Source organism: Streptomyces sp. iso_384, from assembly GCF_056172905.1.
This window is the reverse complement of the sequence record NZ_JBWBTT010000001.1, coordinates 7,813,171-7,836,379: the sequence shown is the minus strand read 5'-3', so window position 1 is coordinate 7,836,379 and position 23,209 is coordinate 7,813,171. Positions and strand designations below refer to the sequence as shown.

At 72.5% G+C, this 23,209-nt stretch carries 21 protein-coding genes, 2 tRNA genes and 1 pseudogene; 13 read left to right on the top strand and 11 right to left on the bottom strand.

The features are described 5' to 3' along the window. Window positions 1–20 precede the first annotated feature (20 nt). On the bottom strand, window positions 21–596 hold the full coding sequence (locus AC0VY3_RS35575) for an SSI family serine proteinase inhibitor (protein WP_475551561.1): 576 nt from the start codon (window positions 594–596) through the stop codon (window positions 21–23). A 328-nt stretch (window positions 597–924) separates the two neighbouring features. Between AC0VY3_RS35575 and AC0VY3_RS35570 the strand changes: the two genes are divergently transcribed. Beyond that, window positions 925–1,015: transfer RNA gene (locus AC0VY3_RS35570), tRNA-Ser, on the top strand. Between the two features lie 228 nt (window positions 1,016–1,243). Continuing rightward, a tRNA-Arg gene (locus AC0VY3_RS35565) sits at window positions 1,244–1,316 on the top strand. An 80-nt stretch (window positions 1,317–1,396) separates the two neighbouring features. On the opposite strand, the gene AC0VY3_RS35560 is transcribed toward AC0VY3_RS35565, so the two are convergent. Beyond that, window positions 1,397–1,969 carry an ArsR/SmtB family transcription factor gene (locus tag AC0VY3_RS35560; RefSeq protein WP_103510865.1) on the bottom strand — a complete coding sequence of 191 codons (573 nt, stop codon included), beginning with the start codon at window positions 1,967–1,969 and terminating at the stop codon, window positions 1,397–1,399. A 76-nt stretch (window positions 1,970–2,045) separates the two neighbouring features. Between AC0VY3_RS35560 and AC0VY3_RS35555 the strand changes: the two genes are divergently transcribed. Both AC0VY3_RS35555 and AC0VY3_RS35550 read left to right on the top strand, forming a co-directional pair. Next, window positions 2,046–2,780, top strand: coding sequence for a hypothetical protein (locus AC0VY3_RS35555; protein ID WP_475551560.1), 735 nt, complete (start codon window positions 2,046–2,048; stop codon window positions 2,778–2,780). Between the two features lie 123 nt (window positions 2,781–2,903). Then, window positions 2,904–3,494, top strand: coding sequence for a hypothetical protein (locus AC0VY3_RS35550; protein ID WP_103510863.1), 591 nt, complete (start codon window positions 2,904–2,906; stop codon window positions 3,492–3,494). Here AC0VY3_RS35550 and AC0VY3_RS35545 read toward each other — a convergent pair. Further along, window positions 3,466–4,689 (bottom strand): NAD(P)/FAD-dependent oxidoreductase, encoded by a 1,224-nt coding sequence (locus AC0VY3_RS35545; protein ID WP_475551795.1) that lies wholly within the window; start codon window positions 4,687–4,689, stop codon window positions 3,466–3,468. The genes AC0VY3_RS35550 and AC0VY3_RS35545 overlap by 29 nt on opposite strands. Window positions 4,690–4,782: 93 nt before the next feature. Then, window positions 4,783–5,736 (bottom strand): RNA polymerase sigma factor SigJ, encoded by a 954-nt coding sequence (sigJ, locus tag AC0VY3_RS35540; RefSeq protein ID WP_242738637.1) that lies wholly within the window; start codon window positions 5,734–5,736, stop codon window positions 4,783–4,785. A gap of 174 nt (window positions 5,737–5,910) precedes the next feature. Here sigJ and AC0VY3_RS35535 point away from each other — a divergent pair, with 174 nt between their 5' ends. Then, window positions 5,911–6,288: a hypothetical protein gene (locus AC0VY3_RS35535; RefSeq protein WP_103510871.1), complete on the top strand. Its 378-nt coding sequence runs from the start codon at window positions 5,911–5,913 to the stop codon at window positions 6,286–6,288. On the opposite strand, the pseudogene AC0VY3_RS35530 reads toward AC0VY3_RS35535, so the two are convergent. Together AC0VY3_RS35530 and AC0VY3_RS35525 are read right to left on the bottom strand one after the other, a co-directional pair. After that, window positions 6,273–6,516, bottom strand: a pseudogene (locus AC0VY3_RS35530) (IS630 family transposase); the annotation flags it as partial. The gene AC0VY3_RS35535 and the pseudogene AC0VY3_RS35530 overlap by 16 nt on opposite strands. A gap of 89 nt (window positions 6,517–6,605) precedes the next feature. Continuing rightward, complete coding sequence (locus tag AC0VY3_RS35525; RefSeq protein WP_475551559.1) at window positions 6,606–7,475, bottom strand: hypothetical protein; 870 nt, start codon at window positions 7,473–7,475, stop codon at window positions 6,606–6,608. 231 nt (window positions 7,476–7,706) lie between these two features. Here AC0VY3_RS35525 and AC0VY3_RS35520 point away from each other — a divergent pair, with 231 nt between their 5' ends. The 6 genes from AC0VY3_RS35520 (at window position 7,707) to AC0VY3_RS35495 (ending at window position 15,628) form a co-directional block, all read left to right on the top strand. Further along, window positions 7,707–8,552: a DUF2797 domain-containing protein gene (locus AC0VY3_RS35520; RefSeq protein ID WP_258047279.1), complete on the top strand. Its 846-nt coding sequence runs from the start codon at window positions 7,707–7,709 to the stop codon at window positions 8,550–8,552. Window positions 8,553–8,575: 23 nt separating this feature from the next. After that, window positions 8,576–9,457, top strand: coding sequence for an amidohydrolase family protein (locus tag AC0VY3_RS35515; protein ID WP_103510861.1), 882 nt, complete (start codon window positions 8,576–8,578; stop codon window positions 9,455–9,457). A gap of 203 nt (window positions 9,458–9,660) precedes the next feature. After that, window positions 9,661–10,407 carry a response regulator transcription factor gene (locus AC0VY3_RS35510; RefSeq protein WP_086778419.1) on the top strand — a complete coding sequence of 249 codons (747 nt, stop codon included), beginning with the start codon at window positions 9,661–9,663 and terminating at the stop codon, window positions 10,405–10,407. Window positions 10,408–10,420: 13 nt separating this feature from the next. Then, entirely contained in the window at window positions 10,421–12,088 is a 1,668-nt protein-coding gene (locus AC0VY3_RS35505; RefSeq protein WP_475551558.1) for a sensor histidine kinase, read from the top strand. 25 nt (window positions 12,089–12,113) lie between these two features. Further along, complete coding sequence (locus tag AC0VY3_RS35500; protein ID WP_475551557.1) at window positions 12,114–13,454, top strand: bifunctional glycosyltransferase family 2/GtrA family protein; 1,341 nt, start codon at window positions 12,114–12,116, stop codon at window positions 13,452–13,454. Then, window positions 13,451–15,628 carry a glycosyltransferase family 39 protein gene (locus AC0VY3_RS35495; RefSeq protein ID WP_475551556.1) on the top strand — a complete coding sequence of 726 codons (2,178 nt, stop codon included), beginning with the start codon at window positions 13,451–13,453 and terminating at the stop codon, window positions 15,626–15,628. Before AC0VY3_RS35500 ends, AC0VY3_RS35495 begins: the two co-directional genes overlap by 4 nt. 26 nt (window positions 15,629–15,654) lie before the next feature. Here AC0VY3_RS35495 and AC0VY3_RS35490 read toward each other — a convergent pair whose 3' ends face one another. Both AC0VY3_RS35490 and AC0VY3_RS35485 read right to left on the bottom strand, forming a co-directional pair. Further along, a complete protein-coding gene (locus AC0VY3_RS35490) occupies window positions 15,655–16,821 on the bottom strand; it encodes a serine hydrolase domain-containing protein (RefSeq protein ID WP_103510858.1) in 1,167 nt (388 codons plus the stop codon). 196 nt (window positions 16,822–17,017) lie between these two features. Then, on the bottom strand, window positions 17,018–17,905 hold the full coding sequence (locus AC0VY3_RS35485; RefSeq protein WP_103510857.1) for an endonuclease/exonuclease/phosphatase family protein: 888 nt from the start codon (window positions 17,903–17,905) through the stop codon (window positions 17,018–17,020). 227 nt (window positions 17,906–18,132) lie between these two features. Here AC0VY3_RS35485 and AC0VY3_RS35480 point away from each other — a divergent pair, with 227 nt between their 5' ends. Further along, a complete protein-coding gene (locus AC0VY3_RS35480) occupies window positions 18,133–19,770 on the top strand; it encodes an MFS transporter (RefSeq protein ID WP_475551555.1) in 1,638 nt (545 codons plus the stop codon). A 102-nt stretch (window positions 19,771–19,872) separates the two neighbouring features. Beyond that, window positions 19,873–20,754: a TetR/AcrR family transcriptional regulator gene (locus AC0VY3_RS35475; RefSeq protein WP_258047277.1), complete on the top strand. Its 882-nt coding sequence runs from the start codon at window positions 19,873–19,875 to the stop codon at window positions 20,752–20,754. Window positions 20,755–20,770: 16 nt separating this feature from the next. On the opposite strand, the gene AC0VY3_RS35470 is transcribed toward AC0VY3_RS35475, so the two are convergent. The 3 genes from AC0VY3_RS35470 to AC0VY3_RS35460 all read right to left on the bottom strand — a co-directional run bounded on the left by AC0VY3_RS35470 (window position 20,771) and on the right by AC0VY3_RS35460 (window position 23,165). Then, window positions 20,771–21,793, bottom strand: coding sequence for an NAD(P)-dependent oxidoreductase (locus AC0VY3_RS35470; RefSeq protein ID WP_475551554.1), 1,023 nt, complete (start codon window positions 21,791–21,793; stop codon window positions 20,771–20,773). Between the two features lie 7 nt (window positions 21,794–21,800). Then, window positions 21,801–22,271, bottom strand: a complete 471-nt coding sequence (locus AC0VY3_RS35465) for a PPOX class F420-dependent oxidoreductase (protein ID WP_475551553.1) — start codon at window positions 22,269–22,271, stop codon at window positions 21,801–21,803. Window positions 22,272–22,346: 75 nt separating this feature from the next. Beyond that, entirely contained in the window at window positions 22,347–23,165 is an 819-nt protein-coding gene (locus AC0VY3_RS35460) for a YceI family protein (protein ID WP_137229600.1), read from the bottom strand. Window positions 23,166–23,209 lie beyond the last annotated feature (44 nt).

Below are 23,209 nucleotides of genomic sequence, written 5' to 3'. Positions count from 1 at the left end.
TTTACGCCCTGACCGACGGGCTATCGAACATCCGGGAGCACCGGCACGAGGCTGTTCCAGCGCGCGATCTCGCAGCCGTCGCGGCGGCTGGCGGTGGTGTCCACGGCCCGGCCCTCCCAGGTGCCGACGATGCGCGCGGTGGCGTCGCCGCCGTGGATCATCGTGCACATCGTGCCCTCGGGGGTCTCCCGGAACAGCTCCTGCCGACCGGCCCGGGTCGCGCCGGCCTCCGCCAGCCGGTCACAGGCGGCCTGCCCCTGCGGGTGGCTGCCTCCGGTGGGCCCGCACTCCAGCTCGAAGGCGCCGTCGGCCCCGGCGACCCCGGAGTTCTCGACGCTCACGGTGAGCCGCGTACGTACGTCACCGGCCCCGGTCCCCTCCCCGCCGTCCCCGCCGTCCAGGAACCCGGGCAGCGGGAGGGGCATGGGCAGCGGACCGAGGGCGGGCCGGGCGGCGGCGAACGGGCCGGTGGTGGGCACGGCGGAGGGCACCGGACCGGAGGACGCGGGCCCGGAGGAGGTGGCGATGGACGCCGGCACGGCGGTGGCGAGCGCGGCGAGCGAGACGACGGCGGTGAGGGCGAGACGGCGCAGCATGCGGAAGCTCCAGGATCTCTGCAGCACGGTCGGCCACGGGCGGCGGTCACGGACGATTACGGACCCGCCCCGGCGCCACGGCTGACGGACGACTGACGGGCAACGACGACTGACGACCGGCGACGAGGACTGACGGAGCCGCCGCCGGACGGAGACCCGGGGCCCCCACCCCTCTCTAACGCGCACCACGCCCGGACGTTGCGCCACCACGCCGAACTGCTTTGCCCTGGCCCCCGAGGGCCTAGTAACGTTGGCGGCGATTGGTGACACGACGCTCGACTGTGTCATCATCTGCACGCACCACTCGCGTCCACGCGAGGTGTGTGGAGGAGGCGTCGCCTAGTCCGGTCTATGGCGCCGCACTGCTAATGCGGTTTGGGTCTTAAAGCCCATCGAGGGTTCAAATCCCTCCGCCTCCGCTCCACCCCGAAGCCCCGTGCCCCTGGCACGGGGCTTCGGCCGTTCCTGGGACACGCGCGGGCGCGGAGGGCGCGCCGGGGCTGGTTCGGAGGCTCGCCCGAGACGGGCCGCAGGACGCTGTTTCCGCAGCTCAGCAGCGGTGGGGCTAATGGATTTCGCGTCACGGCGCAGGTCATGTAATGTTGTTCTCGCAACGCCGACCGGGAAGAAAAAGCCCGGAAAGCCAAGCACTCGTAGCTTAACGGATAGAGCATCTGACTACGGATCAGAAGGTTGCAGGTTCGAATCCTGCCGAGTGCACAGCAGGCCAGAGGCCCCCAGGAGAAATCCCGGGGGCCTTTCGCGTTGCTCGTGCCGCTCGGACGCTGAGCGGCTGACGGTCAGTCGGCGGGGAGGCCGAACCAGCGGAGCAGTACGGGGCGTGCGTCGGCGGGGGCGTCCTCGGGGCCACGGGCGTAGCGCGCGAGCAGGGTCAGGTAGTCGTCGTGGAACGCGTCCAGCTCGTCCTTCGTGAGGTGGGCGAGGCTGCGGGAGCCCCGCATCCAGCCTTCCGACTCCGCTTGTCCGGCGGTGAACTGCCGGGCTAGCTCGACGTCCTCCTCCATCCTCATCCGGTCCAGCTCGGCCGACATGGCGCGCTCGGCCTCCGTCAGTTCACCCTGCGGCGGTCTGCGGATGTCGAGCCCGCGTACTCCGCGCCACCAGCGCTCCCGCCCGGTGGAGCGCTCGGGGATGTCCTCGATGAGGCCGCTGCGCTCCAGCATGCGCAGGTGGTAGCTGAGCGTCCCGGTGTTCTCGCCGAGGGCGGCGGCGAGCGTGGTCGAGGTGGCCGGGCCCGCTGTGCCGAGGTGGCGCAGGATGCGCAGGCGCAGGGGGTGCGAGAGGGCCTTCAGCACCTCGGGGCTCTCGACCGTGTGGCTCTCCACGGCTTCCGTTCTCCGCTCTTCCGTCATGGCGGCAGTCTAGCCAGATGGCAGCGAATTCTCTGCAGACCTTCCTCTGCAGAGAAACCTCTGCAATACTGAGTGCATGACGCCGAATCGAGTGACCTTGAATCGAGCGGTCCGCCGCTTCGTACGCGCTGCTGCGGGGGCCCTGCTTGCCGGACTCGCCCTGGGTGCCGGGCCGGCGCACGGAGCCGAACGGGCGGTGCAGCTGCCCGCGTTCGACTTCTCCGCCTGCCCGGCCGCCGATGAGCTGCCCGCAGGGGCGGACCCCGGGACCTGGCGCTGCGAGGTCATGCACGCCACGGGGCATCTGCGCATGGGGGCCGTCGACGAGCCGCTCACCGAGCCCATGAAGATCACCTTCGCGGAAGGTCGTGTGGACGGTGAGTTCCGTCAGGTCTTCGGTGAGATGACCGCCGCGCCGATCCGGGTGGGAGGCACCCCGCTGACCCTGACTCCGCGGTACGGCGGGTACGCGGACTTCCTGTCCGACGACACTCGGCGCGGCGAGTTCGACATCACGTTCGCCCTGGGCTCGGCGCACGGGCTGGTGGGCCGGCCGTTGTCGGGATGCTCGGTGGGCAGCGATGAGGACGCGGTTCATCTGGTACTCAAGGACACCGTGCCCACCCGGGTGATATCCAGCGACCCGCTGGTCCTCGCCTTCGGTGCCCGGGACGCGGAGTTCTCCGCGCCGCGCGTCAGTGGCTGTGGCCCCCTGGGGCGTGTGCTCGACCGAGCTCTTGGCCTGCCGGCCGCCGCGGGGGCGAACGCCTTCGACATGGATGTCACGGTGGCCATCCGGTCCTACGCGTAGACCTGTTGGGCCACCGGATCGCCTCGGCCGCAGCCCCTGGGTGAGATGCCCTGTGACCTCTCGCGATTTCCCCGTGCGGGCGGTGAGTCGAGCGTCGTGCGGCCCCCGTTAGGCTCCTCGCTCATGGAAAGCAAGGGTGGGGAAGCGTTCGCGTCCGACAGGGACACGGACACCAGCACCGACACGGGCACGGGAGCGGATGTGGTGTTCGTCTACCGGCCGACCGTCGGGGACTTCGAAGAGGCGCTTCGTGCGCGCGCGTTGCGGACAGGGGCGGGGCGGGTGCAGGCGATGACGGGGCCGGTGGTGTCTGTCGGTGCTCTGGCCGGGTTCGGTCTGGTCGTCGGTATGTCGGCACCGGTGCTGGTCGTCGCCCTGGTGGTCTGCGCGGCCGTCGTTTCCTGGGGCGCCCTGCGGGCTCTGCGCACCCAGGCCCGCCGGATGTTCAGCATTGTGGAGCCGTACGGACAGTGCCGCATGGTGGCCGATGAGCGCGGCGCTGTCAGTACCGGTGAGCGGGTGTCCTTCACCGTCGAGTGGGCGGTGCACCGGGAGTATCTGGAGACCGCCCGTCTCTTTGTGCTGCTCGGCGGTGAGCGCTCGGCCGGTATCGCGGTGCTGCCGAAGCGGGGCGCCCAGGGCCCTGAGGGCGTGGAGCGCCTCAGGGGGATCCTGGACCGGAACCTCAAGCCGCTTCGGCGGCAGCGGCTGTAGTGCTCGCCCGGGCCGTCTCGCTCGTGGTCCCGCGGCGGCGGGCCGGCAGGCCCATGGTCGGGTTCGCGACGCCCCAGGCCGCGCCCTTGCAGACCAGTTCCTTGTAGAAGGCGGCCAGGCGGCCGGTGAGGGCTGCGCTGACGGCTCGGTCGTCGGCGGTGACGTACTGGATCAGGCCCTCCTTGCGGCCGAGGGAGATGCACTGGTTGAAGTAGCGGGCCGAGATGGTCGGGAGCTTTCCGCCGGTGAGGCGGGCCGCGATGGCGTCGGCGGCCTGCCAGGCGGTGGGGACGCCCGAGGCGCACGACATGCGCAGCGGCTTGTCGCCGGGGCCCGCGACCAGGGCCGCGTCGCCGACGGCGTACACGTCCGGATGGGAGGCCGAGCGCATGGTGGCGTCGACCACGATCTGGCCCGTGTCGCCGGTTTCCAGGGTCGTGGCCCGGGCGATCGGGTGGACCGAGAAGCCCGTCGTCCAGATGGTGACCGCGGCCGGGATGTCGCCCTCGGCTGTGGTGACGCGGTCGGCCTCCACGGCGGTGGCGGCGGTGTGTTCGTGCACGGTGATCTTCAGGCCGGTGAAGACCTTCCGCAGGTGCCGGGCGCCCTTGGGGGAGAGCCAGTCGCCCAGTGCGCCCCGGGCGATCAGGGCCACGTCGAGGTCCGGGCGGGTCTCGGCGATCTCCGTCGCGGCCTCCACGCCGGTGAGGCCGCCGCCGACGACGACCACGGGTTCGCCGGGGCCGAGGGCGGCCAGGCGCTCGCGCAGTCGCAGGGCTCCGGGGCGGCCGGCGATGTCATGGGCGTGCTCGGCGGCGCCCGGCACGGCATGGGTGTTCCATGCGCTGCCGAGGGCGTACACGAGGGTGTCGTACTCCAGGTCCTCCGGCTCGCCCGCTCCGTCCGGGGCGGTGACGGACACCGTCCTGCGGTCGACGTCGACGCCCGTGACCTTGGCGAGGCGCAGTCGGACGCCCGTGCCGGCGAACATCTCGCGGTAGGGCCGGGGGCGGAGGTCCTGGCCCGCCGCCAGCTGGTGCATCCGGACGCGTTCGACGAAGTCCGGTTCGGCGTTGACGAGGGTGATGGAGACGTCCTCGCTGCGCAGCCGCCTGGCGAGGCGCCCGGCGGCGGTCGCTCCGGTGTAGCCGGCTCCGATGACGATGACGCGGTGCTGCTGGATGTTCTGCCGCATGTTCTGCATGTCCCTGCACTCCTGTCTCGCGCGGTTTCGCCCCTTGAACCGGGCAGGCCGCCTATTGCTGACAGGTGGAGTGCGTGATGTGGGTCACATGTGCTGGTGGATGCTGAAGAGTGGGGCTCCGTGGTCCGTGGCCGCCCACTGCCGCGTCGCGCGTTCGAGCTTGTCGGGGTTGACCTGGCTGCGGAACGCGGCGATGCCGTCCGGGGTGAACTCCAGGCAGACCACCCCGATGACCCGGCCGTCGACGAGGACCACCAGGGCGGGCAGCCCGTTGGCGGACGAGACGTGGATCTCCGCGGTGCCGCCGAGGAGCCGGCGGGCGGCCTGGTTGGGGGTGAACAGGCTCCGCATGAACTTCGCGACGGCCACGGCCCCCTCGAACGCCTTCGCACGGGCCGGCACCTTCCCGCCGCCGTCGCCGATCGCGACGGCGTCCGCGGTGAGCAGCTGCACGAGCGGTTCGGTCCGGCCGCTGGTGGCGGCCGTGAGGAACTCCTCGACGATCCGCCGGGCGGCGGTCTCGTCGATCTCGGTACGGGTCCGGCCCTCGGCGATGTGCTTCTTCGCGCGGTGGAACAGCTGCTGGCTCGCGGACTCCGTGGTGTCGAGGATCTCGGCGATCTTCCCGTGCGGGTACGCGAACGCCTCCCGCAGCACGTACACCACCCGCTCGTTGGGCGACAGCCGCTCCATGAGGGCGAGGACGGCGTACGAGACCGATTCGCGCTGTTCGACGGTGTCGGCGGGGCCGAGCATCGGGTCCCCGGCGAGCAGCGGCTCGGGCAGCCACTGGCCGACATAGGTCTCGCGCCGGGCGCGCGCCGAGGTCAGCTGGTTGAGGCAGAGGTTGGTGAGGACCTTCGTCAGCCACGCCTCGGGCACCTGGATGCGGTCGATGTCGGCGGCCTGCCAGCGCAGGAACGTGTCCTGCACGGCGTCCTCGGCATCGCTCGCGGAGCCGAGGAGACGGTAGGCGATGGCCTTCAGCCGGGGCATGGAAGCCTCGAACAGGTCCATCTGGTTCCCGGTCAGCGCCATGGTCGGCATCTTAGACAGACGTAACTCTCAACGCTCTCGACGCCGGTCGGAGGCCGTCGGATCGGTGAGGTCGAGGTCACCCCGGACAGCGGGCAGCTGACGCAGGCCGGCATGTGGCCCCCGGCCTTCGGCTCGTGGGACGAGCGCACGCGGAACGGCTGGTATTACTGGGGCATGCAGGAAGAGACGGCACGCTCCGCGATCGACACGTTCATCTCCGCGTTCAACGCCTCGGACGACAGCTATGTGACTGCCCTGCTCTCCCAGGCCCTGACCTCAGACGTGGTCTTCTGGGGACCGTTGGGTCGCAGCGAAGGAATCGCGGCGGTCGAGGGGTTCGTGCTGGACATCCGGCGCCACCCGGCGGGGGCCGGCACGATGGTGCGCTGCTCAGCGGTGGACATGCCTGACGAATGGGCCCGGTACCAGTGGGTCTTCACCACGCCTGACGGTGGCCCCCGCCTGGCGGGAACGGACGTCGTCCATCTGCGGCGGAGCCTCATCGACCAGGTCATCGTCTTCGCGGGAGAGATCGAGCCGTCCGCCCCTTGAGGGGCCGGGCAGGTCGGGCCGAGCTCATTGAAGCGGTGGATCACATCGCGGTGTCCTCGTCGGCCCGGACCAGCTGGGCGATCACCGGCACCCGGTTCCCACCCGCCGAGGCGAGCAGCATCATCGGGTGCCGGTAGCGGACGAACCCGTGCTGCCCCGGCGCACGTTCTGCCGCAGCTTCTGCCCACCCTGGTCGGTCGGTCCGCGTATACGGACAGGCTCAGCCACCGCGCCTCCAGCGATCGGATCGGAGGCCACCGCACATCCAACCGTCGCGACCACCAACCCGGCGGACCTTCCCTGTCAGAGCACGACAACTAGGACGTGCTCAGCAGGACATATGCGCCCTGCTGAAGGAAGAGCACAAGGGTGATCAGCGTGGGGACGGCCGCTGCCGCGCCGATCGCGTGACGTTTCGCGGTCCACTTCTCGGCGCCGGTACGGGCAGCGCGGATACGGAACAGCGCGTGCGCGGCCATGGCCACGAAGATCAGCGACCCGAAAGCCGCGCCGATCACGGTCATGATCGCGATGCGATTCATCAGGGTCGCGGTGTCATCGCCCTGGAGCAGGGCGGCGAGGAGCAGGCCGGCGGCGGTTCCCCGGCCGACGAAGTCGAGCAGCTTCGCCCCCAGAGGACGCCAGAGCAGGGACGCCTCGTTGTCGCGGACGGCGGTCCACAACAGCGCGAAGCGGATTCTGTCCTTCTCCCGTGACAGGCTTCTCAGTTCGGCGATGTCCCGGGCCCGCGAGGCCCGTTCGACGATCTCGTGGTTCACCCAGTCCGGTTCCTTCCTGTGGAGGAAGGCCAGAGCCCTGTCCCGTGAGCCCGACATCTCCCCGAGGAGTTCGTAGAGCGCGTGCCGGTCATCGGGGTCCATGAGGTCTCCCGCTGATTTCGTCACGTGCCTTGCCCACTCGACATCCGGAGTTCTGGCCGCTTTCCACGGAGCGACGGAAGCCGCGACGGTCTGCTTGGCACGGGCTGCGAAAACCTTGCCGCGGGTGGCGCCGCCCGGGACGATCTCGCCGATACGGGAAGCCACCGCCCTGGTGAAAGAGCCGTGGAGAGCGGCGGCGCCGCTGCCCACCCAGGCGACCAGGATCAGGACGATCAGCCCCTCCGAGAGGCCCACGCAGAGCCACATGCGCCAGACCGCATCCCACGAGAATGCCTGAGAAATCACTGCCGCCCCCATGTCGTGAGTTTTCCGCCGTGCCTTTTCCGGCATGTGTTTTCGTCGGGCGTTCCCCGTTGTCCATGCCCTATGAACTTATCGCGGTGCGCCGGCGCCGGGCCGGTGCGCCGTAGCATCGCCGGGCCGGTGCGGCCGGTCGTCAGGTGCGGGGAACAGGGGAACGGAGTCCGGGTGTCCGGTGGTGGGTGGCGGTGTGCCGGGCTGCGGTGGCCCGGGGAGGTGCCCGAGCTGGGGTGGAGCAGGGGCCGTGACCGGCGGGTGAGTGTGCTCGCGTACGGGACCGGGCTCGGGTTCCGGGCTCTCGGGGAGCGGCACTGTGTGGGGGCCCGGGGCCATGTGTGCCCGCTCGGGGCCGTGGTGCCCGGGCGCTCCACCGGAGGGCGGTGCGCCGAGTGTGCGCGGCTGGACCGGGCGCATTCGGTGGCCGCCGACACGATGGCGGACGACCCCCGGACGTACCGCGTGTACCTCGCGTGGTTCGGGCCCGGCCTGGTCAAGGTCGGCATCACCGGCGAGGAGCGCGGCGCGGCCCGGCTGCGGGAGCAGGGGGCCGTGGTCTTCAGCTGGCTGGGGCGCGGGCCCCTCATGGCGGCCCGGCGGACCGAGGAGGTGCTGCGGGCGGCCCTCGGGGTGCCCGACCGGATTCCGTACGCCAGGAAGCGTGTCGAGCGCGGGCGCCTCCCCGACGCGGACGAGCGGGCCGCCGAGGTGGCGGAGCTGTACGGGCGGGCGGCGGAGCTCGAAGGGCGCGGCTGGCCCGAGTCGTTGGAGCGGCTGCCTCTCGAAGTCGTCGACCAGGCAGGGATCTTCGGGCTCGACCGTGCGGACGCGCCCGGCCGGTCGGTGCGGGAGCTGGTGGACGGTGGTGTCGTCGCGGGGCGGCTCGTCGCGGCGGCCGGCCCCGATCTTCACCTCGCCGTGGACGGTGCGGGAGCGGGAGCGGGCGTGGTCGTGCTGGATACGCGGCTGATCACCGGGTGGCAGCTGACGGCGGTGACCGAGAGCGATGTCCGTGTCCCCCTCATCGACATCGGCGGCGGTGGTGTGCAGGGTGGGTTGTTCTGAACGACCGGCGGAAGGGCCTGTGCATGGAAACGGGAAGCGATGACGTGGTGCGGTTCTGGGAGCGGCTCGGGCTGCCCGGGATCATCGACGTGCACACCCACTTCATGCCGGAGCAGGTCCTGCGCAAGGTCTGGGCCTACTTCGACTCGGCCGGGCCGCTCACCGGGCTCGAATGGCCGATCACCTACCGGTACGAGGAGGACGCGCGGCTGGCCGTGCTGCGGTCCTTCGGGGTGCTGCGCTTCACCGCCATGCTCTATCCGCACAAGCCCGGCATGGCCCGCTGGCTGAACGGCTGGGCCGCCGGCTTCGCCGCCCGGACGCCCGACTGCCTGCACACCGCGACCCTCTTCCCGGAGGAGGGCGTGGAGACGTATGTGAAGGAGGCCGTGGAGGGCGGGGCCCGGGTGTTCAAGTCGCACCTCCAGGTGGGCGCGTACGACGCCAACGATCCGTTGCTGGAGCCTGCGTGGGGGCTGCTCGCGGAGGCCGGGGTTCCGGTGGTGATGCACTGCGGGTCGGGGCCGGCGCCGGGGCGGTTCACCGGGCCCGAACCGGTCGGGCGGCTGCTGGCGCGGCATCCCCGGCTGCGGCTGATCGTGGCGCACATGGGGATGCCGGAGTACGCGGAGTTCCTGGCGCTGGCGGAGGCGTATCCGGAGGTCCGGCTCGACACGACGATGGCGTTCACCGACTTCAGCGAGGGGCTCAGCCCCTTCCCGGCGGCGGAGCGGGGGCGGCTCGCCGATCTCGGGGACCGGATCCTGCTGGGGACGGACTTCCCGAACATTCCGTACCCGTACGTCCACCAGCTGGAGGCGCTGGAGCGGCTCGGGCTGGGCGAGGAGTGGTTGCGGGCGGTCTGTCACGGGAACGCCGCCGCGTTGTTCCCCGCCCGCGCGTGACGATGCCCCCGCGCGTGACGAGGCCTCCGCGCGTGACGAGGCCTCCGCGCGTGACGAGGCCTCCGCGCGTGACGAGGCCTCCGCGCGTCCGTACGTGACGAGGCTCCCCACCCGTGCGTGACGAGCCCGCACGGACCGCTTTCTCAGGCAATTCACAGAAACGGGTCAGGCTTCTCTCACGGGTGCCTCACAGAGTGGTTCCCATGACGATGACGACCTCGCCCCAGGGGCGTACCGAACTGCTCAGGCCGGACCGTACCCCCGTGCGGGTCCTGGTCGTGGACGACGAGGCTCCGCTCACCGAGCTGCTCTCGATGGCCCTGCGGTACGAGGGGTGGGAGGTGCGCAGCGCAGGCGACGGGGCCGGGGCGGTCCGGGCCGCCCGGGACTTCCGGCCCGACGCGGTGGTCCTGGACGTGATGCTGCCGGACATGGACGGGCTGTCCGTACTGGGCCGGCTGCGCCGCGAGTACGCCGATGTGCCGGTCCTCTTCCTGACCGCCCGCGACGCCGTCGAGGACCGGATCGCCGGGCTCACCGCGGGCGGCGACGACTATGTCACCAAGCCGTTCAGCCTGGAGGAGGTCGTGGCCCGGCTGCGCGGGCTCATCCGCCGCTCGGGCTCGGCCGTCGCCGCCGGGCGGAGCGAGTCCACGCTCGTCGTCGGGGACCTGGTCCTGGACGAGGACAGCCACGAGGTGAGCCGGGGCGGGGACGCGATCCATGTCACGGCCACCGAGTTCGAGCTGCTGCGCTTCCTGATGCGTAATCCGCGCCGGGTCCTCAGCAAGGCGCAGATCCTCGACCGGGTCTGGAACTACGACTTCGGCGGCCAGGCCAACGTCGTCGAGCTCTACATCTCGTACCTCCGCAAGAAGATCGATGCCGGGCGCACGCCGATGATCCACACCCGGCGCGGCGCGGGGTATCTGATCAAGCCCGGTGAGTAGGGGACCGGGCGGCGTGCCGAGGCGGACCTGGACGCTGCGGACCCGGCTCGTCGTGTCGGCCGTCTCGCTGATCGCCGTCGTCGCCGCCGTCATCGGGTCCGTCACCGCCATCGCCTTCCACAGCTACATGTACGGCAAGCTCGACGACCAGCTGCACTCCGTCGCCGAGCGGGCCGAACGGCCGCCCGGGCCCGCGCCGGTGCCCGACGCGTTGCGCGCGAACGGTCCGCTCGGCTTCGTCGGCGGCGGCGGGCAGCCGCTCGGCACGTTCGGGGCGCTCGTCGGCGGCGACGGGGCCGTCGGTGTGTCGAAGGTCGTCGAGGACAGCGGGCTGCGCGCCCAGGAGAGCGCGAAGCCGCTGACCGAGGACCAGCGGCAGGCGCTGGAGGAGGCCGCACCGGAGACCGGTGAGGGCACCACGAGCGTCGATCTGCCGGGGCTCGGCGGCTACCGGGTGGAGGCCGCGACCACCACCGACGGTCACACCGTCCTCGTCGGCATCCCCAGCGCCGAGGTGAGCGGCGCGCTGACCACCCTGATCGTCGTCGAGGTCTGCGTCACCGCGGCCGGGCTGCTCGCCGCCTCGATCGCGGGCACCGTCCTCGTCGGGTTCGCCCTGCGCCCGTTGCGCCGGGTCGCCGCCACGGCCACCAGGGTCTCCGAACTCCCCCTGCACAGCGGCGAGGTGGCCCCCCTCGAACGCGTACCCGAAGCCGAGGCCGACCCGCGTACCGAGGTCGGGCAGGTGGGCGCGGCGCTCAACCGGATGCTGGGGCACGTCGGGTCGGCGCTCGCGGCCCGGCAGGAGAGCGAGATGCGGGTCCGGCAGTTCGTCGCCGACGCCAGCCATGAGCTGCGCACCCCGCTGGCCTCGATCCGGGGTTACGCCGAGCTGACCCGGCGCGCCACCGGCGGGCGGGAAGCCCCGGAACCGGATCCGGTCACCCGGCACGCGCTCGGGCGGATCGAGTCCGAGGCGGACCGGATGACGGGCCTGGTGGAGGATCTGCTGCTGCTGGCCCGGCTGGACGCCGGGCGGCCGCTCTCGTGCGGCACCACCGATCTGCTGCCGCTGGTCGTGGACGCGGTGAGCGACGCCCAGGTGGCGGATCGGCCGGATGCCGGTCCGGGCGGCGATGTCCAGGTGGCGGATCGGGCAGGTGCCGGTTCGGGCGCCCGGCACCGCTGGCGGCTCGAACTGCCCGACGAACCCGTGACCGTACGCGCCGATCCCGACCGGATCCGGCAGGTGCTGGCCAACCTGCTGGCCAACGCCCGGACGCACACCCCGCCGGGGACCACCGTCACGGTCTCCGTGCGGCCGCCCGTACGGGGTGGGGAGCCGGTCACGCTGGCGGTACGGGACGACGGGCCCGGTATTCCGGCGGAGCTGCTGCCGCACGTCTTCGAACGGTTCGCCAGGGGCGACGCCTCACGGACGCGGGGCACCGACGGCGGCGGAGCGACCGGTTCCACCGGGCTCGGCCTCGCCATCGTGCAGGCCGTCGTCTGCGCCCACGGCGGCCGGGTACGGGTCGAGTCCGCGCCGGGGCGCACGGAGTTCGTGATCGAGCTGCCGGCCGAAGAGGCGGCAGAGCCGGGAGAGGCGGGAGAGGCGGGGAAGGCCGCAAGGCCGCCCGGGAACTCACAGGCCAGGGACAGGCTCACCACACCGGTGTGACAGCGCGGTTGGCGAACGTCGGAGCATGACCACCGACAGCAGCCTCCGGAGCGGCCCCGGCGCGACCGGCCGCAGTAGCGGGGACGGCGCAGAGCACGGCGCGGGGCACGGCCGCCTGCCGGGCCGGGAGCACCTCCCGGCCCGGCCGGCGGCCGCCGTGCCCGACGCCCCCGTGCTCGATGTCGTCGTCCCCGTGTACAACGAGGAGAAGGACCTCCGCACCTGCGTCCTGCGCCTCCACGGCCATCTCGCGCGGACCTTCCCGTACCCCTTCCGTATCACCGTCGCCGACAACGCCAGCACCGATGCCACCCCCGCCGTCGCCGCCTCGCTGGCCGCGGAGCTGCCCGGGGTGCGGAGCGTACGGCTGGAGGAGAAGGGGCGCGGGCGGGCCCTGCGGACCGTGTGGTCGGCCTCCGAAGCCCCGGTCCTCGCCTATATGGACGTCGACCTCTCCACCGACCTCAACGCCCTCCTCCCGCTGGTCGCCCCGCTGATCTCCGGCCACTCCGACCTGGCCATCGGCTCGCGGCTGGCGCGGAGTTCGCGCGTGGTGCGCGGGCCGAAGCGGGAGTTCATCTCGCGCGCCTACAACCTGATCCTGCGCTCGTCCCTCGCCGCCGGCTTCAGCGACGCCCAGTGCGGGTTCAAGGCGATCCGGCGCGAGGTGGCCGAGCGGCTGCTGCCGATGGTGGAGGACAGCGGCTGGTTCTTCGACACCGAGCTGCTGGTCCTCGCCGAGCGGGCCGGGCTGCGCATCCACGAGGTGCCCGTCGACTGGGTCGACGACCCCGACTCGACCGTCCACATCGTGCGGACGGCCACCGACGACCTGAAAGGCGTGTGGCGGGTGGGGCGGGCGCTGGCCGTCGGCGCGCTGCCGCTGGACCGGCTGGCCCGGCCCTTCGGGGACGATCCGCGCGACCGGGCGCTGACCGGGGTGCCGCGCGGACTGGCCCGCCAGCTCGTCGGGTTCTGTGTCGTCGGAGCCCTGTCCACCCTCTTCTACCTGGCCCTCTACTCCCTCTTCCGGCTCGGCGTCGGCCCGCAGATCGCCAACGGCGGCGCGCTGCTCGTCTCCGCCGTCGCCAACACGGCCGCCAACCGGAGGCTCACCTTCGGCGTACGCGGCCGGGGCGGGGCCGTCCGCCATCAGGCCCAGGGCCTGGCCGTCTTCGCGATCGGCCTCGCGCTGACCAGCGGCTCGCTCGCGGCGCTCGGCGCGGCCTCCGGATCGCCCTCGCACTCCACGGAGCTGGCCGTACTGATCACCGCCAACCTCGCGGCCACCGTGCTGCGCTTCCTGCTCCTGCGCGCCTGGGTCTTCCCGGCCCGCGCCTGCCCCGAACCCGAGGATCTCCGATGACCACGGCCACGATCACCGCCACCGACCCGCCTCCGGAACCCGATCGCGGTTCCGGCCCGAGCCCTCGGTGGGCGCGGCCGGCGCTGTACGGGCTGCTGCTGGCCGTCGGGCTCGCGTACCTCTACAACCTCAGCGCCTCCGGCTACGCCAACTCCTTCTACTCCGCGGCCGTCCAGGCGGGCAGCCAGAGCTGGAAGGCCCTCTTCTTCGGCTCGCTGGACGCGGCGAACGCCATCACCGTCGACAAGCCGCCCGCCGCGCTCTGGCCGATGGCCCTGTCGGTGCGGCTGTTCGGGCTCAACTCCTGGGCGATCCTGGCCCCTCAGGTCCTGATGGCGCTCGCCACGGCGGCCGTGCTGAACTCCGCCGTACGCCGTCGCTTCGGGCCGGTCGCCGGGCTGATCGCGGTCGGCGTGTTCGCGCTGACGCCCGTCGCCGCGCTGATGTTCCGCTTCAACAACCCGGACGCGCTGCTGGCCCTGCTGATGACCGTCACCGTGTGGTGCGTGCTGCGGGCCCTGGAGCAGGGCCGGACGAAGTGGCTGCTCTGGGCGGGTGCGGCGGTCGGGTTCGCGTTCCTGACCAAGACCCTCCAGGCGTTCCTGATCCTGCCGCCGCTGGCCGTGCTGTACGCGGTGTGCGCCCCCGTTCCCGTACGGAAGCGGCTCGGCCAACTCGCCCTGTCCGCGCTGACGATGGCCGTCGCCGGTGGCTGGTGGGTCGCGATCGTGGAGCTGATGCCGGCGTCTTCGCGGCCGTACGTCGGCGGCTCGCAGAACAACTCCTTCCTTGAGCTCACCTTCGGTTACAACGGGCTCGGCCGGATCAACGGCGAGGAGACCGGAAGCGTCGGCGGCGGTGGTCGCGGGGGCGGAGGCGGCGGTGGCTGGGGCGAGACCGGCATCGGGCGGATGTTCAACTCCGAGGTGGGCGGCCAGATCGCATGGCTGCTGCCCGCCGCGCTGATCCTGCTGGTGGCCGGTCTCTGGCTGACCCGGAAGGCGGCCCGGACCGACTCCGCGCGGGCGGCGTTCGTCGCCTGGGGCGGTGCGCTGATCATGACCGTCGTGGTGTTCAGCTTCATGGCCGGGATCTTCCACCAGTACTACACGGTGGCCCTCGCCCCGTACGTCGCGGCGCTCGTCGCCATGGGCGTCACGGTGCTGTGGGAGGAGCGGAGCGCGTGGTGGCCGCGTGCGGTGCTCGCGGGCACGGTCCTCGCGACGGCGCTCTGGGCGTACGTCCTGCTGGGCCGCACTCCGGACTACCTGCCGTGGTTGCGGTGGGCGGTGCTCGCGGGCGGGATCGTGGGCGCGCTCGGGCTGCTGGCCGTGGGCCGGTTCGGCGGCCGTGGCCTGGCCCTCGCCGTGGTGGCGCTGAGCTGCGCGGCGTCGTTGGCGGGGCCGACGGCGTACACCGTCAGCACCTTGAACAGCGGCCACCAGGGGTCGATCGTGACGGCCGGTCCTTCCGCGGGAGGGTTCGGCATGGGCGGGCCCGGGGGCGGCGGTGGCCGGGGCGGTCCCGGTGGACCCGGCGACGGTGACGGTGGGCAGCGCGGGGGAATGCAGCAGCCGACCGGGCAGCGGCAGTTCCCGGGGCAGGGCACGTCTCCCGGGCAGGGCCAGGGGCAAGGCCAGGGCCAGGGCCAGGGCCAGGGGAATCAGCAGGGCAATGCGCCGGGTGGCATGCCCACCATGCCCGGCGGCACCGGAACCGGCAATGGCTTCGGCGAAGGCATGAGGGGTGGTGGCGGAGGCGGCGGCATGGGCGGCCTGCTCAACGGCGCGACCGTCGACGCCGAGGCGAAGGCACTCCTGGCGAAGGGCGCGGACGACTACACCTGGGTCGCCGCAGCCGTCGGCGCGCAGAACGCGGCCAGTTACCAACTCGCGACCGGTGAACCGGTGATGGCGATCGGCGGCTTCAACGGCAGCGACCCGTCACCGACGCCGGCCCAGTTCAAGAAGTACGTGGCGGAAGGAAAGATCCACTACTTCGTCTCGGGCGGCGGAATGGGCGGCAGAGCCATGGGCGGCGAAGGCGGCACGGGTGGCGGCCCCGGGGGCTCCTCCGGCACCTCCTCCCAGATCTCCTCCTGGGTGACGGAGAACTTCACCGAGGTCACCGTCGGCAGCGCCACGTTCTACGACCTGACGCAGCCTGCGGGTTGACGGCCGGGGGACGTACGCGGCCGGGCTCAGAACCCGGCCGCGTACGTCCAGAAGTCCCGCATCACCTGCGGTGCGGTGGGCCCGGACATCGCCATCTGGGTCAGCAGGACGGCGACCGTGCCCGTGGCCGGAATGATGTGGGCCGTGGTGCCGGTGCCGCCGACCCAGCCGTAGCGGCCGAGAACGTTCCACGGGGCGGCGATCTCGACGTCCACCGCGCCGCCGAACCCCCAGCCCTGGCCCTCCGTGAACAGCCCGCTCGCGGCGCGCTGCTCCGGGGTCAGGTGGTCGGTGATCATCTGGCGGACCGACTCGCCGGCCAGCACCCGGTCACCGGCGTCGTTGAGGCCCCCGGCGAGCAGCATCCGGCCGAAGGCGTACCAGTCGTCGACGGTCGAGACCAGGCCTCCGGCGCCGGACGGGAAGGCGGGCGGGCTGCTCCACTGCCCGTCCGGGGCGTCGGCGAGCACCGGATCGCTTCCGCTGTCCGCCCCGGGCCGGTAGGCGGAGGTGAACCGGTCCAGCGCGGCGGGCTCCACCCAGAATCCGGTGTCCTTCATGCCGAGGGGCTCGAAGATCCGCTCCGCCAGATACGCGGGCAGCGGGCGGTCGGCGACCCGGGCGATGAGGACCCCGAGGATGTCGGAACAGGTGTTGTAGAGCCAGCCGTCGCCCGGCTGGTGCAGCAACGGGACACGGGACAGCGCGGCCGTCCAGGCGTCCGGCGCGAGGCCGGCCTGCGGCTCCGGCGGACCCTGGCTCAACTCCGCGAACAGCGGGGCGACGGCCGGGAGCGAGAAGTCCGACGGGAGGCCGTAGCCGGCGCGGAAGGTCAGCAGGTCCAGCAGGGTGATCGGGCGGACCGCCGACACCACGTCGTCGACCGGGCTTTCGGGGGTCCGGACGACCAGAGGCGAGGCCAGCTCGGGCAGCCAGGCCGCGACCGGGTCGGCGGGGGCGATCAGGCCGTCCTCGACGAGCGTCATGGCGGCCGCCGCCACGACGGGTTTGGTGACCGAGGCGATGCGGAAGATCGAGTCCCGCCGCATCGGCGCGGACCCGGCGAGTCCGGTCGTACCGGCCGACACCACCTCTGTCCGTTCGCCCCGGGCGACCAGCGCCACCGCGCCCGGCATCGACCCTTCGGCGATGTGGGTGTCCAGCAGTTCGTGCAGGGTGGTGGAGGTGGTCATGGTCGTCGTCGTCCTTCGTTCTGTACCGCGTGTTCTCTCGGAGCTCTGGGCCCGCCCTTGGGCAGGAAGACGCACTCCGGCCGTAAATGGAGGCTTTCAGGCCGAAGCCGCCGAAGCCGCCGAAGCCGCCGGAGCCGCCCGGGCTGCCGAGGCCGCCCGGGCGGCCGAAGGCGGAGACTTCCGGACGGCTCCGGAGTCATCGGTCGCGTCCCCTCCCGCGTACCAACAGGTCCGCCACCACCGCCCGGTGGTCCGAGGCGACGCTCTTCGGCACCCACGCCCTCCGCACCCCGGCTCCGTCCTTCGACACCGCCACGAAGTCGATCCGCTTGACCGGGTCCTGCGCCGGGAACGTGGGCGCAGCCGGGTCCGCGTCGGTCAGCTCCTGCCACAGCGGGGCCAGTTCGGGGGCGGCGGGCTCCGCGTTGAAGTCGCCGAGCAGGATCTGCGGGCCCCGGTCCTCGGCCATGATCCGCCGGGTGTCGGCGACCTGGGCGACGCGGACGGCGGGGTCCGGGCGGTAGTCGAGGTGGGTCACGTACACGTGCACGGGCAGCCCCCGCACCCGTACGACGACCTCGCCGAACCCCGGGGCGGGGGCCGGGACCGGGTTCGGGTCCTGGGTCGAGAGGCGGGTGATCTCGTGGTTCTCGGCGCTCACGATCCGGTGCCGGGAGAGCACGGCGACCCCGTACTCCGCGCGGGGCCCACCCGGTTCGGCCGGGTCCAGGCTGTAGATCGGCGCGAAGGAGACATGCATACGCAGCCGGCGCGCCAGCTCTCCCGCGAGATCCCGCCACTCGCTGCGGGCGCCCCAGTGCCGGTCGACCTCCTGAAGCCCGATCACATCGGCATTCAGGTAACGGAGTTCGGCGGTCTGGCGGTCGAGATCGAAGACGCCGTCCATGCCCGCCCCGGCGTGGATGTTGTACGTGGCGACCCGCAGCGGCAGGCCCGCGCCGGACCCGCCCGAGGGGGAGCGATGGGCCGATGCGGCGGTGGCGGGCGGTGCGAGGAGTGCGCCCAAGAGGGACGCGGCGAGGAGTAGTTGAGGGGATCGAGCGGAACGGCGACGCAGCGACATGGCTCTCCAGACGGCCGAAAATCGCGCACTTTGTCAGGTCAGCGCCGAGAACCGTACCGCCGGGCCGCCCTCCGGGTCCCAGCGGCGCGACGGGTCCGACCCCACGGAAATCGACTTGTACGTCGTACAGGGCTGCCTTACGGTGTACAACACGTCGTCCTGTACGCCGTACAACCACCGGTCGCGCGATCACGCTCCGGTCGACCCATGGAGCCCAAGGAGCCCGCATGACGGCGCCCGCCGCAGAGCGAAACGACCTTTCCCCCCAGGGACATCCGCAACGCTGGCTGATCCTCGGCGTCATCTGCCTGGCCCAGCTCACGGTGCTGCTCGACAACACCGTCCTCAACGTCGCGATCCCCTCCCTCACCACGGAGCTGAACGCCTCCACCGCCGATGTGCAGTGGATGATCAACGCCTACTCGCTCGTCCAGGCGGGCCTGCTGCTCACCGCGGGCAGTTCGGCCGACCGCTACGGGCGGAAGAAGATGCTGATGGTGGGCCTCGCCCTGTTCGGCGTCGGCTCGCTGGCGGCCGGGCTCGCCCAGTCCTCCGGCCAGCTCATCGCGGCCCGTGCCGGGATGGGCATCGGCGGCGCGCTGCTGCTCACCACCACGCTCGCCGTCGTGGTCCAGATCTTCGACGAGACCGAGCGGGTCAAGGCGATCGGTATCTGGTCCACCGTCGCCTCCCTCGGTTTCGCGGCGGGCCCGCTGTTCGGCGGGTTCGTCCTCGACCACTTCTGGTGGGGCGCGATCTTCCTCATCAACATCCCGGTCGCCCTGATCGGTCTGATCGCCGTCGCCCGGCTCGTACCGGAGTCCAGGGTCGTGCAGGGCGACCGGCCCGACCTGCTGGGCGCGCTGCTCTCCACGATCGGTATGACCGCCGTGGTCTTCGCGATCATCTCCGGGCCCGAGCACGGCTGGACGTCCGGCCGGGTGCTGCTGACGGCGTTCATCGGCGTCGCCGTGCTGACCGGGTTCGTGCTGTGGGAGCTGCACATCCCGTACCCGATGCTCGACATGCACTTCTTCCGGAACCAGAAGTTCGTCGGCGCGGTGGCGGGCGCGCTCCTGGTCGCCTTCGGGATGACCGGCTCGCTCTTCCTGCTCACCCAGCACCTTCAGTTCGTGCTCGGGTACGGACCGTTGGAGGCGGGGCTGCGGACGGCCCCGATGGCGCTGACCGTGGTCGTCCTCAACCTGGCGGGCCTGGGCGCCCGCATGGTGCGGAAGGCCGGGACGCCCGCCGTCATCGCGGCGGGGATGAGCTGCCTGGCGGCCGGGCTCGCCGCCATCGCGCTCCTCGGGCGGCACGGGTACGGCGGGATGCTGCTCGGCCTGCTCGTGATGGGGGTGGGGATCGCGCTGGCGATGCCCGCGATGGCCAACGCCATCATGAGCGCCATCCCGCCGGAGAAGGCCGGTGTGGGCGCGGGGGTCAACGGCACGCTCGCGGAGTTCGGCAACGGGCTCGGGGTCGCGGTGCTCGGCGCCGTTCTGAACGCCCGCTTCGCCGCGCTCGTACCGGCCGCCGTCGGCGCCACCTCGCTGCCCGCGGCCCTGGCCGCCGCGGACGGGCCCGCCGCCCGGGACCAGATCAAGGACGCCTTCTCCTCGGGTCTCGAGGTCAGCCAACTGGTGGGCGCGGTCGCGGTGCTGGCGGGCGGTCTGCTCGCCGCGTTCCTGCTGCGCCGGGCCGAGCGGGGGGAGGCGGCGGCCGGGGTGGCCGGGACGGCTTCCGGTACGCCGGCCGCCGGGGCGGAGAGCCCCGCCCCCGCCGGGCAGGGCGTTGCCGCCGAGCAGGACGATCGGCTGAAGAAGGCCGGGGACCGGGCAGACTCGGCGGGACCGGCGGCATAGCATCGGACGGGACGCGCGTACCGGACCGTAGGCGTCCGGTACGCCGCCCTTCCGGCAGGACGGCTCGGTGGGCCGGTCCGAGATTGACGAGGAGAGTGCGCCATGGTGTCCGCGTCCGGTACCGAGCCCGAGTCCGAGTCAGCATCCGGGCCCGGGACGTCCGGGGCCGAGTCCGAGTCGGCGTCCGGGGCCGGGTCGACGTCCCGGGCAGCGTCCGGGGCCGACCGCGCGAACGACGCCGGGCGGACCAGCGTGTGGCTGGACCGGCGGACGCCTTCGCGCTCCCGCAGGTCGGAGTCCCCGGCGGGTCTGGACCGCAACCGCATCACCGAGGCGTCGGTGCGGCTGCTGGACGCCGACGGCCTCGCCAAGTTCTCCATGCGCCGGCTCGCCGCCGAACTGGACGTCACCGCGATGTCCCTCTACTGGTACGTCGACACCAAGGACGACCTCCTGGAGCTGGCGCTCGATTCGGTCTACGCCGAGATCGCCCCGCCCCGCGAGGCCGACGACTGGCGGGACCGGCTGCGGGACCTGGCCCGCAGCTACCGCGAACTCCTCGTCCGCCACATCTGGATCTCGCCGCTGGCCGGGACGTTCCTCAACATCGGCCCGAACTCCATGCTGTTCTCGTACGCCGTCCAGGACATCGTCCGGGCCACCGGCCTGCCCCTGGAGCGGCAGACGGGCGCGCTGTCGGCGGTCTTCCAGTTCGTGTACGGATTCGGCACCGTCGAGGGCCACTTCAAGGCGCGCTGCGACGCGACCGGGCTCACGCAGGACGAGTACCACCAGCGGGCGATGGGCACGATCAGGGCGCAGCCGCACATGCAGGAGATCGCCGCGTACTCCGACGACATCATGGCGGCCCGGGGCGGCGACACCGTCGAGGAGATGCGCGAGCGGGACTTCGTCTTCGCGCTGGACCTGCTGATCGCGGGCATCGAGACGATGAGCGCCCGGACCGGCACCCCTTCGCCGTGAACCGGCCCCCGCACGTTCAGTAGCCGCGCTTTACGTCCACCGTCAGCCCGGGCCGCCTGCCCGCCGTCACGGCCTCCCAGCAGGCGGCGAAGTCCACGGCCACGTCCTCGTCGGCGGTGATGCCCGAGGAGTGCGAGGTGATGACCGTACGGGGCAGCCTCCACACCGGGTCGTCGGGCGCGGCCGGTTCCGTCGGCAGCACGTCCAGGACCGCCCGCCGCACCCGGCCGTCCCGCAGCGCGCCCTCCAGCGCCCCCATGTCCACGGTCGCGCCCCGCCCCACGTTGACGAACGTCGCCCCGCGCACCGCCGCGAACCGGGCGGCCCCGAAGAAGCCCTCGGTGGCCGCGGTCAACGGCAGCGTGGAGATCACCCAGCGGGCCTCGGCCAGCGCCCCGCCGTCCTCACCGGCCCCGACGACCAGATCGAAGCCCGGCACCACCCGTCCGAAGCCCGGCACCTCCGAAGCGGAGTCCGGCAGCTCCGAAGCGCGGCCCGGCGGCGGCCCCGACCGCGTCGTACGGGCGACGCCCACCGTGCGTACCCCGCAAGCCCCCAGCAGCCGCCCCACGGCCGCGCCGATGCGGCCGGTCCCGTAGATCAGCGCGGTCTGCCCGGCGATGAGCTCCGTGGGCAGGCGCTCCCAGTGCGCGCGGGCGTGCTGGGCGGTGAACTCCGGTACGGACTGGCACTCGGCGAGCAGCCAGCCCAGGACGTACTGGGCCATCCGCTCGCCCATCCGGCCCACGGTCCGGGTCAGCAGCGCCGGGGCGGGCCAGGAGCCGGCGGAGAGCAGCGGGTCCGTGCCCGCGTTGACGCTGTGGAACCAGAGCAGACGGTCCGTCCGCAGCGCCTCGGGCAGCGTCTCGCCCACGCACAGAAGCGGTTCGCCGGACGGCGGCGGGACGTCCGTGAGGGGTTCCGCCGTGCGGCCGGCGACCCGCTCCAGCTCCCGCACCAGGCCGCCGTCCAGCGAGGGCGCGACCAGCAGCCGGGCCCGCGCGAGTTCGCCGGGCGCGGGCAGCGGCGTCGTGGCCATCGCGGGGTCAGCTCCCCGGGGCCAGGCGGGCCGGGAAGCCGCCGGTGGCGACGGGGCCCCAGCGCTCCGGGGTGACCCGGATGATCGACTTGCCCTGCTTCACCATCGCCGTCCGGTACTCGTCCCAGTCCGGATGCTCGCCCGAGATGTTCCGGAAGTACTCGACGAGCGGCTCGACGGAGTCCGGGGAGTCGATGACCTCCGCCGTACCGTCGATCTGCACCCACGGCCCGTCCCACTCGTCCGACAGCACGATCACGCTGACCCGTTCGTCGCGCCGCGCGTTGCGGGTCTTGGCGCGCTCGGGGTACGTCGACATGACGATCCGCCCCGAGTCGTCCACGCCGCAGGTCAGCGGGGAGCCCTGGGGGCGGCCGTCGGCCCGGGCGGTGAGCAGGACCGCCCGGTGCCGGGGGCGTACGAACGCCAGCAACTCGTCGAGCTCCACGGCGGTGTTGGTCGCGATGTTCGGTGCCATGCCCACCACCCTACGACCGGCCCGGACCGTCGGCCGGGCAACGCCTCGCGCGACCGGCGCGAGGCGGGCCGGGGGTCACGGCATGGGCAGCGCCTCGCCCTGCACCGCCTGGATGTCCAGCTCCACGCGCAGGGTCGTGCCGATCGCGGAGATGCCCGCCTGGACGACCTGGTTGTAGTTCATCGCGAAGTCGTCGCGGCGCAGTTCGGCGGTGGCGTGGAAGGCCGCGCGCACCCCGCCCCACGGGTCGGGCCCGGTGCCGAGGTAGCTGAGGTCCAGGTCGACGGGGCGGGAGACGCCGTGCATCGTCAGCTCGCCGTGCACGGTCCAGCGGTCGGGCCCGGCCGGGGCGAGGCCGGTGGAGCTGTAGGCGATCTCCGGGTACCGGTCCACGTCGAGGAAGTCGGGCGAGCGCAGATGCTTGTCCCGCATGCCGTTGCCGGTGTCGATGCTGGCCGCCCGGATCACCGCGTCGACGCGGGAGCTCCCGATCTCCTCGGCGATCTCGATCCGGCCGCCGAAGTCGGTGAAGCGGCCGTGCACGCTGGAGATCCCCAGGTGCTGGGCGACCGCGCCGACCGAGGAGTGCGCGGGGTCCAGCGACCAGGCGCCCGGCGGCGGCAGTTCCACCCCGCCCTGGCGGGCCAGCACGATCTGGCCGCCCTCGATCCGGCCGCTCGCGGTGACGAGGGCGGTGGAGGCGGCGGGGGCGTACCCGACCGCCGTGACGATCACCGTGTACGCGCCGGCCGCCAGGGACCCGTCCGTGCGGACCGCCCCGTCCTCGTCGGCCGCGGCCCGCAGCACCTGGGCGCCGGTCATGTCGGTGACCGTCACGACGGCGTGCTGGACCGCCCAGCCGTCCCGCGTCCGTACCTGTGCGCGAAGTCCCATCCCGTATCTCTCCTAGCTCGATGACCCACCCGGCCGTGCCGTCG

Coding starts and splice junctions, on each gene's coding strand:
- AC0VY3_RS35575 (WP_475551561.1), bottom strand. CDS start 596: ATGCTGCGCCGTCTCGCCCTCACCGCCGTCGTCTCGCTCGCCGCGCTC.
- AC0VY3_RS35560 (WP_103510865.1), bottom strand. CDS start 1,969: ATGACGGAAGAGCGGAGAACGGAAGCCGTGGAGAGCCACACGGTCGAG.
- AC0VY3_RS35555 (WP_475551560.1), top strand. CDS start 2,046: ATGACGCCGAATCGAGTGACCTTGAATCGAGCGGTCCGCCGCTTCGTA.
- AC0VY3_RS35550 (WP_103510863.1), top strand. CDS start 2,904: ATGGAAAGCAAGGGTGGGGAAGCGTTCGCGTCCGACAGGGACACGGAC.
- AC0VY3_RS35545 (WP_475551795.1), bottom strand. CDS start 4,689: ATGCGGCAGAACATCCAGCAGCACCGCGTCATCGTCATCGGAGCCGGC.
- sigJ (WP_242738637.1), bottom strand. CDS start 5,736: ATGGCGCTGACCGGGAACCAGATGGACCTGTTCGAGGCTTCCATGCCC.
- AC0VY3_RS35535 (WP_103510871.1), top strand. CDS start 5,911: ATGCAGGAAGAGACGGCACGCTCCGCGATCGACACGTTCATCTCCGCG.
- AC0VY3_RS35515 (WP_103510861.1), top strand. CDS start 8,576: ATGGAAACGGGAAGCGATGACGTGGTGCGGTTCTGGGAGCGGCTCGGG.
- AC0VY3_RS35510 (WP_086778419.1), top strand. CDS start 9,661: ATGACGATGACGACCTCGCCCCAGGGGCGTACCGAACTGCTCAGGCCG.
- AC0VY3_RS35500 (WP_475551557.1), top strand. CDS start 12,114: ATGACCACCGACAGCAGCCTCCGGAGCGGCCCCGGCGCGACCGGCCGC.
- AC0VY3_RS35495 (WP_475551556.1), top strand. CDS start 13,451: ATGACCACGGCCACGATCACCGCCACCGACCCGCCTCCGGAACCCGAT.
- AC0VY3_RS35490 (WP_103510858.1), bottom strand. CDS start 16,821: ATGACCACCTCCACCACCCTGCACGAACTGCTGGACACCCACATCGCC.
- AC0VY3_RS35485 (WP_103510857.1), bottom strand. CDS start 17,905: ATGTCGCTGCGTCGCCGTTCCGCTCGATCCCCTCAACTACTCCTCGCC.
- AC0VY3_RS35480 (WP_475551555.1), top strand. CDS start 18,133: ATGACGGCGCCCGCCGCAGAGCGAAACGACCTTTCCCCCCAGGGACAT.
- AC0VY3_RS35475 (WP_258047277.1), top strand. CDS start 19,873: ATGGTGTCCGCGTCCGGTACCGAGCCCGAGTCCGAGTCAGCATCCGGG.
- AC0VY3_RS35470 (WP_475551554.1), bottom strand. CDS start 21,793: ATGGCCACGACGCCGCTGCCCGCGCCCGGCGAACTCGCGCGGGCCCGG.
- AC0VY3_RS35465 (WP_475551553.1), bottom strand. CDS start 22,271: ATGGCACCGAACATCGCGACCAACACCGCCGTGGAGCTCGACGAGTTG.
- AC0VY3_RS35460 (WP_137229600.1), bottom strand. CDS start 23,165: ATGGGACTTCGCGCACAGGTACGGACGCGGGACGGCTGGGCGGTCCAG.